Here is a 12,662-nt window from a genome sequence, read left to right on the forward strand (position 1 = left end):
CGAGGCGTGTCGATCGCCGCCTAGCGGTTCGGCCCGCGATCGGCGGGCCGCGCCTGACCGTGGTCGATGTCATCCTGCTTAGTCACGCGGTCGTGGTCGTCGGGATCGTCGATCGCGCGCGTCAGGTCGTCCTGGCTGCCGACGTCTTGCGCCAGCGCGCCGCCTGCCGATCCGGCGTCGGCCTCGCCAGCCGGGATCATACCCTCGATCAGGTCGTGGTCATCTGTTTCGCGCGCGGTGTCGGTGCGGGGATTGTCTGCCATGTCTGCTCTCCTGTGATGACTTCAACGGGGGAGCAGCGGCCAGCGTTCCTCAGTCTGTCGGGTACGTGACGGCCATCACCTCATATTCCTTTTCACCCGCGGGCAGCACTACGCGGCGCAGGTCGCCCACCGTCGCCCCGCGCAGCGCACGTGCGATGGGCGCGTTCCAGCCGACGCGGCCGGCGCCCGCCTCCGCCTCGTCGTCGCCCACCAGGGTAAGCACACGCTGATTGTCGTCCTCGTCGGCGATCGTCACGGTCGCGCCGAACCACGCGCGGCTGCGATCTTCGGCGCGGGCCGGGTCGATCACCTTGGCCGCCTTCATCCGCTTTGCCAGCCAGCCCAGCCGCCGGTCGATCTCGCGCAGCCGCTTGCGGCCATAGATATAGTCGCCGTTCTCCGAGCGATCGCCGTTGCCCGCCGCCCAGGCGATCGTCTCGACCAACGCCGGGCGTTCGGTCGCGAACAACCGGTCATACTCGCCACGCAAGGCCGCATAGCCCGCGGGCGTGATGTAATTGGGGCGTTGTTCCATGCCGCTCAGCCCGGCCGTCCCTTGCCCAGATACCAGCTGAGGTTGGCAGGTCCCCTGGACTTGGCGTGCGCCGGGCTCATCAGATCGTAGACGACGGCATTTTCCAGCACGCGCTGCACGTAATTGCGGGTTTCCTGATACGGGATCGCCTCGATCCAGTCGACCATGTCGACCGCGCCCGAGCGGGGGTCGCCATTGGCGCGCAGCCATTTGTTCACGTTGCCGCCGCCCGCGTTATAGGCAGCGATGGCCAGCGGATAGCTGCCGTAATTGGCGAAGACGCGCTGGAAATAGCTCGATCCCAGCATGATCGACATATTGGGGTCGGTGGTCAGCGAGGCCTGATTGTAGGCGAGGCCGATCTTCCCCGATTGCTCGCGCGCGGTCGCCGGCATCAGCTGCATCAGGCCGCGCGCACCGGCATGGCTCACCGCGGCGCGATCGAACTGGCTTTCCTGGCGGGAGATGGCGTGGATCAGCGTCCAATTGTCCTCATAGCCCGCAGGCACGCTCACCGTCGGGAAACCGGTCGCCGAATAATCGCTCAAGCCGTTCTGCATCGCGCTCCGCCCGACCATCACGCCCAGATCCGGCCGCCCGATCTGGCGAGACAGGTCGGCGGCGAGCACGTGATCGGTATCGGTCGTCGCATCCGCAGCGATCTGGCGGACGAAGGCGGTCTGATCCTGATACTGGCCGATCATGCCCAGGAAACGTGCGGCGCGCACCGTCTCGCGGTCCGCGAACGCCTGTCGCACCGCAGGCGCCACGGCGAGCGCGGGGACGGCGGGCGGCGCCGTCAGCGGCCGTCCGGTCCGCTCCAGCGCCAGTTGCCCGTAGAATTGGTCACGAAAGCCCGCAGCCCGGGCGTAATAGCCTGCTGCCTCCGCCGACTTGCCCGCCGCCTCCGCCGCTCGGCCTGCCCAATAGAAGCCCTTCGCCCGCGTCTGCGGCGACTGGCTGCCACGGCCATAACGCTCGAACATCACCATCGCATCCGCCGGCCGCGACAGCTGCTTCAGCGCGACCTGCCCGGCGAGCCAGGCGAGGCTCGTATAATCGTCGCGTTCGCCATAGGGCTTGGTCGATACGTCGGTGCCCGCCGGATAGGCGTCGTCGATCTGCCGCGCGATGTCGTAGGCGAGCTGATATTGATTGTCGGCGTTGGCGGCACGGGCGTTGGTCAGCAGCACCTCATACCATTTTTCGACATTGCCCGGCCGGCTGGCAAGGCTTCGCGGCCGCGCGAGCCAAGAGCGTGCCGTGGGAGAGGCGCCAGCACCCCGCAGATAGCTCGCCCGGTCGGCGATATAGCCCGGATCGCTCGCGAACTGATCTTGCGTCGTCATCGCCAGAGTCGCGGCATTGGCCGCATTGCTGCGGAAGGCGAGCCGCGCCTCGAACGCCGGACGCTTCGCGGGGCTGGTGAAGCCGATCTGGCGCGCGGCGACGCCGGTCGCATTCTGCCACAATAACGCGTCCATCCGCGCGTCCTGATCGTCGGGTGTCAACGCGCTGCCGAAGCCCGACAGCACTGCCGCTTCGTCATCCGCAGACAGCACGCCCTTGCGCCACGCGGCGCGGGCGGCGGCCTGCGCGTCCGCCGTCCGACCGAGCGACTGCAGGGCACGCGCCTGCGCGACGAGGCCGGTGGCGGTCAGCGGCGGGAAGCGGGTGAAGAAGGCGACGACGCTGGTCGGGCTGGCGGTCGCCGCCTTGCGCTCGGCGGCGCGGCGGTTCGCCGCTTCGTTCGGCCAGCCGGGATGTGCCATCAGGAAGCCGGCATAGCTGTCGAACGGAAAGGCGTCAGTCTGGCCGATCGACTTCCACTGCGCCAGCGCGGCGGCAATCGCCCCGTCCGCCGGGGTCTGCGGCGCCTGCGGCGACATATTCGCCATCTGCGTCCGATAGCGGTCGAGCGCGTCGGGCACCGACGCGGACGGGGTCGTCTGCCCGTCCTGTTGCGGCGCGGCGGAGACGCCGGCGAGGGTGGCGAGGAGCAAGCTGACGGGCAGGGTGGCGGAGTGCATGTGGACATCATAGGGCCTGCGCCCGTATCTGTCCTGAACGAAACGCTGCATCGGACGCAGCAGGAGCGCGCATTACCTCATGTTTTCAGGTTCGATTCCCGCCCTCGTCACGCCCTTCACCGATGACGGCCAGTTCGACGAGGCCGCCTATCGCGCGCTGGTCGACTGGCAGATCGCCGAGGGCTCATCGGCGCTCGTGCCCTGCGGTACGACAGGCGAGGCGGCAACGCTGACCGCCGAGGAGCATTTTCACATCGTCGGCGTCTGCGTCGACCAGACCGCGGGCCGTGTGCCGGTGATCGCGGGTGCCGGATCGAACGACACCGTCGTCGCTGCCGCCAATATCGCCCGCGCGAAACAGGCGGGCGCCGACGCTGCATTGATGGTCCCGCCCTATTACAATCGCCCGAGCCAGGAGGGCATCTTCCAGCATTTCGCCAGGCTGGCGGAGACGGCCGAGCTGCCGATCGTCCTCTACAACGTGCCCGGCCGTACCGTGACCGATATCCAGCCCGCCACGATGGCGCGGATCGTCACTGCCTTCCCCAAGGTGTTCGTCGCGGTAAAGGATGCCAGTGGCGCCATCGCCCGCGTGTCGGCCCACCGCGAAGGCTGCGGCCCGGATTTCGTCCAGCTGTCCGGCAACGACGATATGGCGCTCGCCTTCAACGCGATGGGCGGCAGGGGCTGCATCAGCGTCTCCGCCAATGTCGCCCCGCGACTGTGCGCCGAATTTCAGGCGGCCTGCCAGTCGGGCGATTATGCCGAGGCGCTGGCATTGCAGGACCGCCTGTGGCCGCTCCACGATGCGCTGTTCACCGATGCCTCGCCCGGCCCGGTCAAGTACGCGATGACGCGTATCCGCCCCGATTTCCCCAGGGGACTGCGCCTGCCGATGACCTGGCCGTCCGAGGCTTCGCGGTCTGCGGTGGACGCGGCGCTGGCGCATGCGGGGCTGATTTAACGGTTACCTTGGATCTCGACCCATGACGCGACGATCCTGCCATCGCGCATGGCGGGTATGAAGGTCAGGCGCCGCAGCGTCGCGTCCGTACCAGCCAAAGTCCTCCCGATGGTGCGGATGCGCTGGACCCGTCCATCGGCGTCGACGCGGACACAGGCAGTGACGGCTGGCAGGGCGATGGCCTGCGATCCGATGATTGTTGGCAGCCTCTCCACCGGCGGCTGTCCCGGACACGGCCCGCGGACATGGACGCGATAGGACGAAGACGCGACGACGACCGGCTGCACGGTTGCTTGCACCGGCAGCACAGTGACCTTCGGCCCCATGTCGAAGATGCGAGGCATTTCCGGGTCCGAAAACAGCCATATGCCGCCGCAATCGGCGCACGTTGGTCCGAGAGGGACAGTCAAACCTGCGAGCATCAGGGCCAAGCCGCCATTGGCGGCCGAGGTTCCGACGAGTCCACGCCAGTCCAGCATGATGTGATGCTATCACGTGGAGGGCGATCGGCAATCGGTTTCGGGCAAGGTGTTGCGGTGTTCCGGGAGCCGTCACCCCGGACGTGTTCCGGGGTCCACTCATCCACGGGGGGATGGCCCGGGCCTCTTGCCGCCCCCCTCGCCGCGGAGTGGACCCCGGACCAAGTCCGGGGTGACGACGGGTTTATGAGGCGGGCAATCGCACCCCGCTTCCCTTGGCCCGGGACACTCCCTACATCGCGCCCAATGTCGCGTCCCAAGCCCGCCACCTTCGACAAGAAGAAGATCGTCGCCGAGAACCGCAAGGCGCGGTTCGAATACAGCATCGATACCGTCTATGAGGCGGGGATCGCGCTCACCGGCACCGAGGTGAAATCCCTGCGCTTCGGCGAGGGCAGCATCGGCGAAAGCTATGCCGAGGTGCGCGACGGGCAGGTGTGGCTGGTCAACGCCAACGTCCCCGAATTCAGCCACGGCAACCGCTTCAATCACGAAGCCAAGCGCCCGCGTAAATTGCTGCTTCACGAACGTGAGATAAACAAGCTCCATGGCGCCGTCGCGCGCGAGGGCATGACCCTCGTGCCGCTCAGCGTGTATTTCAACGGGCGCGGCCGCGCCAAGGTGGAACTGGCGCTCGCCAAGGGGCGCAAGGATCATGACAAGCGCGCCGCGATCAAGGAGCGGGAATGGAAGCGGGAAGCCGGACGTATCATGCGCGATCGCGGCTGAGCCCGGCGGGGCGCCCCGGCATGATGCACAAGACGTTCGGCTGGTTGCGCGCCAATATGCCGACGCGCGAATCGATGGAATCGAACCGGCTGCTGCGCCCGGTCGCGCATCGCGTGATGGAGCCGGGCCTGTGGCGCTTCAACCGCCGCTCCGTGCCGCGCGGCGTGGCGCTGGGCATGGTGGCGGGATTCCTGTTCCCGGTTGCGCAGATCGCCATCGCCGCGCTGTTCGCGCTGCCGTTCCGCGCCAACGTGCCCGTCGCCGCGCTGACGACGTTCATCACCAACCCCTTCACCACGCCGTTCCTGTGGTTTCTCGCCTATAAGATCGGCAGCTGGATCCTGCACAGCGACGCACCCGCCATCGCCCAGCCCGCGGCGGAGGCGACCGGGTGGCTGCAGACGATCACTGGCGCCTTTCACTGGCTATGGGCGCAGGGCCCGGCGTTCGGCCTAGGCCTCATCGTTTTGACCAGTCTGTGCGCGGTCGTCGGCTATGCCGCCACGGCGCTCGGCTGGCGTCTATGGATCGCACGCAAGTGGCGGCATCGCCATGCGCATAGTCACAGTGGAAACCATATTTGACGAGGCGTTTTAACTGGTTACAACACTGCCCATCGTGAGTCTGCCAATCCCGGCTCCGCTCACCAGGGACCTTCGATGCGCAAACCGGTTATCGCCGCTCTCCTGCTCGCCTCCGCTGCATCCGGCGTAGTCTACGCCCAAAGCACTCGCCCGACCGCAACCACCACGCCCGCAGCCGCCGGCAAGCCGCAGCTCGGCAGCTTCGGCGTCGACCTGACCGCGATGGACAAGAGCGTCGTGCCGGGCGACGACTTCTACAACTACGTCAACGGCGCCTGGATGGCCCGCACCGAGATCCCGGCTGACCGGTCGAGCTGGGGCGGCTTCGCGATCCTGCGCAACCTGTCCGACGAACGCACCCGCAAGGTGATCGAAGACGCCGCCGCCAATCCCGGCAGCGACCCCGTCACCGCCAAGATCGGCGACACCTATGCGAGCTTCATGGACGCGGCCGCGATCGAAAAGGCCGGCGCCGCGCCGCTCAAGCCCTATCTCGCGAAGATCGCCGCGATCAATTCGCAGACCGATCTCGCCCGCGCCTTCGGCGACGCGACGCGCCACGGCATCGATGTGCCGATCGGCGCCGGCGTGCAGCAGGACCTGAAGGATAACACCGTCTACGCCGTCTACATCGGCCAGGGCGGCCTGGGCCTGCCGGACAAGGACTATTACCTCAAGGACGATCCTAAGTTCGCCGAGGCACGGACCAAGTACGTCACCTATATCGCCGACATGATGCACATGGCTGGCCAGCCCGACCCGCAGGGCGCGGCGCAGCGCATCTATGACCTGGAAAAGCAGATCGCGCAGGTCCATTGGGATCGCGCCGAGCTGCGCCAGGTCGAAAAGGGTTACAACCCGATGCCGGTCGCGCAGCTTGCCACTGCCATGCCCGGCTTCGACTGGAAGGCGATGCTCGACGCGCAGGGCCTGGGCAATCAGAGCCGCGTGATCGTCGGCCAGCCGTCGGCACAGGCGGGCACCGCCAAGATTGTCGCCGCGACGCCGCTGCCTGTGTGGAAGGAATATCTGGCGTTCCACACGATCTCGAACGCCGCGCCTTTGCTGTCGTCGAACTTCGTCAACACGCAGTTCGCCTTCTACGGCACGACGCTGAACGGCACGCCGCAGCTGAAAGACCGCTGGAAGCGTGGTGTCGACCTCGTCAACGGCAGCCTGGGTGAGGCCGTCGGCCAGGTCTACGTCCAGAAGTATTTCCCGCCCGAATCGAAGGCCAAGGCCGACGAACTGGTCCGCAACCTGATTTCGGCAATGGACAAGCGCCTCAACAACCTCACCTGGATGGCGCCCGAGACGAAGCTGAAGGCGCGTGCCAAGCTCGCCGCCTTCACGCCCAAGATCGGCTATCCCGACAAGTTCCGCGATTACACGTCCCTGAAGGTCGTGAAGGGCGACGTGCTCGGCAACGCCGATCGCGTGGCGGAATTCGAATACAACCGTCAGCTTAACAAGATCGGCAAGCCGGTCGACCGCAGCGAATGGTTTATGACGCCGCAGACGGTAAACGCCTATGCCAACCCGCTGATGAACGAGGTCGTCTTCCCGGCCGCGATCCTCCAGCCGCCGTTCTTCGACCCCAACGCCGACCCCGCGGTGAACTATGGCGCGATCGGCGCGGTGATCGGCCACGAGCTGAGCCACCACTTCGACGACCAGGGCCGCAAGTTCGATCCCAAGGGCAATTTCTCGGACTGGTGGACGCCGCAGGACGTCGCGCGCTTCAACGCGCTGACCGACAAGGTCGTCGCGCAGTACAGCGCCTATGAGCCGATCCCGGGCACGCACGTGAACGGCAAGCTGACGCTGGGTGAGAACATGGCCGACCTCGCCGGCATCAACGTCGCCTATGACGCGTACAAGCTGTCGCTGAAGGGCAAGCCGGCGCCCGTCATCGACGGTTACACCGGCGACCAGCGCTTCTTCATGGGCTTCGGCCAGGTCTGGCAGACCAAGGCGCGCGAGGCCTCGATCAAGAACCAGCTGACCACCGACCCGCACACCCCGGGCCAGTGGCGCGCCTATGTCGTCCGCAACCTCGACGCCTGGTATCCGGCGTTCAACGTGAAGCCGGGCCAGAAATTCTATCTGGCCCCCGCCGATCGCATCAAGATCTGGTGATCCTGCCGCCGCCGCCCGCGACCACCCGCGGGCGGCGGTTTTGTTTTGGGAATAGCTGATCGCAACCGTCGAGAGGCGCGCAACGCGGACCCCAACTCCACCGTCACCCCGGACTCGTTCCGGGGTCCACTCCTCGGCGAGGGAACGGCAAGAGGCTCTAGCCACTCCCTTGTGGCCTGGTGGATGCCGGAACGAGTCCGGCATGACGGGATGTCTGAGGCAATGATTCGCCCGCTCGCCACGCGGGGCACTTTGGGGCACATTGATCCCAAGCGAACCATCGCGACCCACAAGAACCGACCCATCGGGGAGAGACCATGAAGACCTATCTCATCGCCGGCCTGCTCGGCGCTTCGGCGCTTGCCGGCGCCGTCTACGCACAGCAGGCGCCGACCGTCGTCGCAGCGGGCAAGCCGCAGATCGGCGCCTTCGGCTTCGACGAAGCGGGCATGGATCGCAGCATCGCGCCGGGCGACGATTTCTACAATTACGCCAACGGCACGTGGGCGAAGACGACCGCCATCCCCGCCGACAAGTCGAGCTTCGGCGCATTCGACACGCTCGCCGATCTGTCGCGCGATCGCACCAGGGGCATTCTGGAAGCGGCGGCCAAGCAGCCGGGCTCCAAGATCGGCACGGCCTACGCCACCTATCTCGACACCGGCGCGATCGAGGCGAAGGGCCTGGCACCGATCAAGCCGTGGCTCGACACGATCAAGCGCTCGACCAAGGCGAACTACGCCTCGCTGCTCGCCCAGGCGGACCGCAACGGCGTCTCCATTCCGTTCGGCAGCGGCGTCGGGCAGGACGACAAGGCACCCGAAACCTATGTCGTCGAGATGCGCCAGTCGGGTCTCGGCCTGCCCGATCGCGACTATTACCTGCAGGAGAAGAACGCCAAGGAAAAGGCCGCCTATGAGGCGCACCTGACCAAGGTGCTGACGCTGGCAGGCGAGCCCAATGCCGCGGAGCGCGCCAAGGCGATCGTCGATTTCGAAACGCAGATCGCACAGGTCAGCTGGAGCCGCGTCGACAGCCGCGACGCCAACAAGACCTACAACAAGATGACCGTCGCGCAGCTGGTGCAGAGCGCGCCGGGCTTCGACTTCGTCACCTATCTGAAGGGCGTCGGCACGCCCGTCGATTCGCTGATCGTGTCGCAGCCGAGCGCCGTCACCGGCATCGCGAAGCTGATCGGCGCCGCGCCCATCGGCGTGTTGCAGGATCAATTGCTGGTCCGTAGCCTCGACGGATTCGCGGGCGTGCTGCCGAAGGCGTTCGACGACGAACAATTCGCCTTCTACGGCACCACTTTGTCGGGCACGCCGCAGCAGGAAGATCGCTGGAAGCGCGCGGTCGGCTTCACCAGCGGCGCGCTGTCGGACGAGGTCAGCAAGCTGTACGTCGCGCAATATTTCCCGCCCGAAACCAAGGCGTCGGCGGACCAGCTGGTCAAGAACGTCATCGCCGCGATGGGCAAGCGTATCGACAAGCTCGAATGGATGGCGCCCGAGACGAAGGTGAAGGCGCACGCCAAGCTTGCCGCCTTCACGCCGAAGATCGGCTATCCCAGCCAGTGGCGCGATTATAGCAACCTCAAGATCGTCAAGGGCGACGCCTTCGGCAACGCCCTGCGCGCGCGCCAGTGGGGCCACGAATATAACATCAGCCACCTCGGCAAGCCGTTGCAGCGCTGGGAATGGGGCATGACCCCGATGACGGTGAACGCTTATGCCAATTTCGGCATGGTGGAGATCGTCTTCCCCGCCGCGATCCTGCAACCGCCCTTCTTCGACCCGAAGGCGGACCCGGCAGTCAACTACGGCGGTATCGGCGCGGTGATCGGCCACGAGCTGAGCCATCATTTCGACGACCAGGGGTCGAAGTATGACGCGCACGGCCAGCTGACCGACTGGTGGATGCCGGAGGACGTCACGCGCTTCAAGGCGCTGACCCAGCGGCTCGTCGACCAGTATAATGCATACGAACCGCTGCCCGGCATGCACGTCAACGGTGCGCTGACCTTGGGCGAGAACACAGCCGACCTCGCCGGCCTGTCGGTCGCCTATGACGCGTACAAGGCCTCGCTGGGCGGACGCGAGGCGCCGGTGATCGACGGTCTGACCGGCGATCAGCGCTTCTACCTCGGTTGGGCGCAGGTGTGGCGTCGCAACTATCGCGAGGCGAACCTGAAGCAGCGGCTGATGACCGATCCGCACAGCCCGTCGCAGCAGCGCGCCTGGGTCGTCCGCAACCTCGATCCCTGGTACGGCGCCTACAAGCCAGCGCCGGGTGGCAAGCTGGTACTGACGCCGGACCAGCGCGTCCGCATCTGGTGATACCGTCCCGCTTCCTCTGGCGTGCCGGGGGAAGCGGGGCCACTATCACCGCCGTTCGCCCTGAGCTTGTCGAAGGGCAGGTCGCCACAAGCGTCGTCCCGCAGGTCGAAACCCGTGCTTCGACAGGCTCAGCACGAACGGCCCTGGGGCGCGGGAGCAATCCCACTACACCAATCGCTTGACGCGCCCCGCCCGATCCCGCGATGACGGGCGGGCATGGCCTCGCTCCCCTTTTCGACACATCTGAACCCCACTCGGGCCGCTGCGCTCGTCGCCGGCGCTGCGACGGTGGCGGCCGCGGCGCTCGTGCTGTGGCTGGTCGGCAGCATCGTCGCCGCGGCGGGGTTCGTCGCCACGGGGATCGTGGCCGCAGGCGCGGTGATTGCGTGGCGGATGCTGGCGCCGGCCAGGGTGGCGGCGACACCGACGATCGATTGGGCCTTCACCCGCGCGGTCGCGCAGGCGAGCACTGACGCCGTGGCGATCACCGATCGCGCCGGCCGCCTCGTCTGCGCCAACGACGCCTATGAGGCTCTGTTCGAAGGCTTTCCGACCCCGCCCGGCCTGCCGCTGGCGGGGGAGGGCGTCGCCGAACTTGGCAACGCTGGCCGCATCGCCTGGCGCGACGGGCGCGGCGAGGTGCGGGGCCTTCGTGCCGGGCCACACCGGCTGACCGCAGAGATCGCGCGGGCGGGCGATGAGGGCGACATGCTCGTCTGGCGCTTCGCCATCGTCCGGCAGCACGATGCCGCCGCCTCCACCGAAGCGTTGGTTACCGGGGCGATGGGCGAGCGGCTCGGCACGTCCGGCGTCATGGCGGCGCTGCTGGGGAGCGACGGCCGCGTCCGTGCCGCCAACCGCCTGCTCGCCCGACGCGCGATCGCCGCCGACACGGGACTGGAGGGGCGCGACTTCGCGCGGCTGCTCATCACCGACAGCCGTGGCCTCGTCCGCTTTGAGCGCGAGGGGCTGGACGGCACGCCGTTGCGCGTGGTGGAAATTCCCTTCACCGATATTCCCGACGCGCCGACGCTGATTGCGTTGCTCGATGATGTGGACACCGCCCCGGCGATCGGAGCCAGCGCCTCCGAACATGTGCGCAGCCTCGTTAGCCTGATGCCGTTCGGCATGGCGCTGGTCGATCGCGAGGGCCGCTTCCTCCAGATGAACGACGCCTTCGTCCGTGCCGCGAGCGTCGATCCCGCCGCCGCGCCGCTCTATCCGGGCGATCTGGTGGTGCGCGAGGACAAGGCGGCGGTCGCCGACGCGATCCGGCGCTTCGCCAGCGGCGCGACGCATTCGTCGGACATGGCGGTGCGGCTGAAGGACCATCCAGACGAGCCGGTCGCGCTCACCATTGCCGGTGCCCGCGGCCTGGGCGATGCCGCGGTGCTGCTCAGCCTCAAGGACAACAGTGAGGAAAGCCGCCTGAAGCGCGAGGTGGCGCAGGCGACCAAGATGCAGGCGGTCGGTCAGCTCGCCGGCGGCGTCGCGCACGATTTCAACAACATCCTCACCGCGATCATCGGCCATTGCGATCTGATGATGATGCGCCATTCGCCCGGCGACAGCGATTACGACGACATTCAGCAGATCCGCACCAATTCGAACCGCGCCGCCAGCCTGACGCGCCAGTTGCTCGCATTCAGCCGCCAGCAGACACTCCGCCCGCAGACGCTGCAACTGCCCGACGTGGTGGCGGAGGTGTCCAACCTTCTGAAGCGGCTGATGGGCGAACAGATCCGCCTCGACGTCAGCCATGGCCGCAACCTCGGCGCGGTGCGTGCCGATCCGGGGCAGCTCGAACAGGTCGTCGTCAATCTTGCGGTCAATGCGCGCGACGCGATGCTGGCGCACAATCCGCGCGGGGGCGGCACGCTCACCATCCAGACGCGCAGCGTTACCGCGGCCGACGTGCGCGCGATGGGCACCGACATCCTGCCGGTCGCCGATTACACCGCGCTGATCGTCAGCGATACCGGTGGGGGTATCCCACCCGACGTGCTGCCTAAGATCTTCGAACCCTTCTTCACCACCAAGGAAGTGGGCAAGGGCACCGGGCTCGGCCTGTCGACCGTCTACGGCATCGTCAAACAGTCGGGCGGCTGGATTTTCGCCGATACGAAGCCGGGGCAGGGGGCGACCTTCAGCATCTACCTGCCGGTCCACGCCGCAGGCACCGCGACCCGCGCACCTGCGCCGCGGGCCCCCGCCAAGCCGGTCGAGGTCTGGGGCACCGGCACCATCCTCCTCGTCGAGGATGAGGATATGGTCCGCGCCGTCGCCGAACGTGCGCTGACGCGGCAGGGGTATACCGTGATGACCGCGGAGAATGGCGAGGCGGCGCTGGAGCTGCTCGATCGCAACGGCCGGCCAGACCTGCTCATCAGCGACGTGGTGATGCCGACGATGGATGGCCCCACGATGGTCCGCCACGCGCGCGACCGCTACCCCGACCTGCCGATCATCTTCATGTCCGGCTATGCCGAGGAGCAATTGCGCAAGTCGATCGACCTCGACAACGTCGCCTTCCTGCCCAAGCCCTTCAGCGTGCAGCAATTGGCGGAAGCCGCGCGCGACGTCCTCACGACGCGGTAGCA

General features: G+C 67.1%; 10 protein-coding genes. 6 read left to right on the forward strand and 4 right to left on the reverse strand.

All coding sequences use genetic code 11. From position 1 onward, the window contains the following. Positions 1 to 20: 20 nt before the first annotated feature. Genes SPHME3_RS0111605 through SPHME3_RS0111615 form a run of 3 tightly spaced genes read right to left on the reverse strand, consistent with a single transcriptional unit; the run spans position 21 to position 2,828 of the window. Entirely contained in the window at positions 21 to 263 is a 243-nt protein-coding gene (locus SPHME3_RS0111605; protein WP_017978993.1) for a hypothetical protein, read from the reverse strand. A 49-nt stretch (positions 264 to 312) separates the two neighbouring features. Beyond that, on the reverse strand, positions 313 to 798 hold the full coding sequence (locus tag SPHME3_RS0111610; protein WP_017978992.1) for a GreA/GreB family elongation factor: 486 nt from the start codon (positions 796 to 798) through the stop codon (positions 313 to 315). 5 nt (positions 799 to 803) lie between these two features. Then, positions 804 to 2,828 carry a lytic transglycosylase domain-containing protein gene (locus tag SPHME3_RS0111615; RefSeq protein ID WP_017978991.1) on the reverse strand — a complete coding sequence of 675 codons (2,025 nt, stop codon included), beginning with the start codon at positions 2,826 to 2,828 and terminating at the stop codon, positions 804 to 806. Between the two features lie 79 nt (positions 2,829 to 2,907). On the opposite strand from SPHME3_RS0111615, the gene dapA reads away from it, so the two are divergent. Continuing rightward, entirely contained in the window at positions 2,908 to 3,792 is an 885-nt protein-coding gene (gene dapA / locus SPHME3_RS0111620; protein WP_017978990.1) for a 4-hydroxy-tetrahydrodipicolinate synthase, read from the forward strand. Here the strand turns inward: dapA and SPHME3_RS0111625 are convergent. Then, complete coding sequence (locus tag SPHME3_RS0111625; protein ID WP_017978989.1) at positions 3,789 to 4,271, reverse strand: hypothetical protein; 483 nt, start codon at positions 4,269 to 4,271, stop codon at positions 3,789 to 3,791. The genes dapA and SPHME3_RS0111625 overlap by 4 nt on opposite strands. A 246-nt stretch (positions 4,272 to 4,517) precedes the next feature. On the opposite strand from SPHME3_RS0111625, the gene smpB reads away from it, so the two are divergent. The 5 genes from smpB (at position 4,518) to SPHME3_RS0111650 (ending at position 12,660) form a co-directional block, all read left to right on the forward strand. Beyond that, a complete protein-coding gene (gene smpB, locus SPHME3_RS0111630) occupies positions 4,518 to 5,000 on the forward strand; it encodes an SsrA-binding protein SmpB (RefSeq protein WP_017978988.1) in 483 nt (160 codons plus the stop codon). A 20-nt stretch (positions 5,001 to 5,020) separates the two neighbouring features. After that, positions 5,021 to 5,584, forward strand: a complete 564-nt coding sequence (locus SPHME3_RS0111635) for a DUF2062 domain-containing protein (protein ID WP_017978987.1) — start codon at positions 5,021 to 5,023, stop codon at positions 5,582 to 5,584. Between the two features lie 75 nt (positions 5,585 to 5,659). Further along, positions 5,660 to 7,723 (forward strand): M13 family metallopeptidase, encoded by a 2,064-nt coding sequence (locus SPHME3_RS0111640; RefSeq protein WP_017978986.1) that lies wholly within the window; start codon positions 5,660 to 5,662, stop codon positions 7,721 to 7,723. A 317-nt stretch (positions 7,724 to 8,040) separates the two neighbouring features. Then, a complete protein-coding gene (locus SPHME3_RS0111645) occupies positions 8,041 to 10,062 on the forward strand; it encodes a M13 family metallopeptidase (RefSeq protein ID WP_017978985.1) in 2,022 nt (673 codons plus the stop codon). 216 nt (positions 10,063 to 10,278) lie between these two features. After that, positions 10,279 to 12,660, forward strand: a complete 2,382-nt coding sequence (locus SPHME3_RS0111650; protein ID WP_017978984.1) for a hybrid sensor histidine kinase/response regulator — start codon at positions 10,279 to 10,281, stop codon at positions 12,658 to 12,660. Positions 12,661 to 12,662: the final 2 nt, after the last annotated feature.

This window comes from Sphingomonas melonis DAPP-PG 224, assembly GCF_000379045.1.
GTDB lineage: Bacteria > Pseudomonadota > Alphaproteobacteria > Sphingomonadales > Sphingomonadaceae > Sphingomonas > Sphingomonas aquatilis.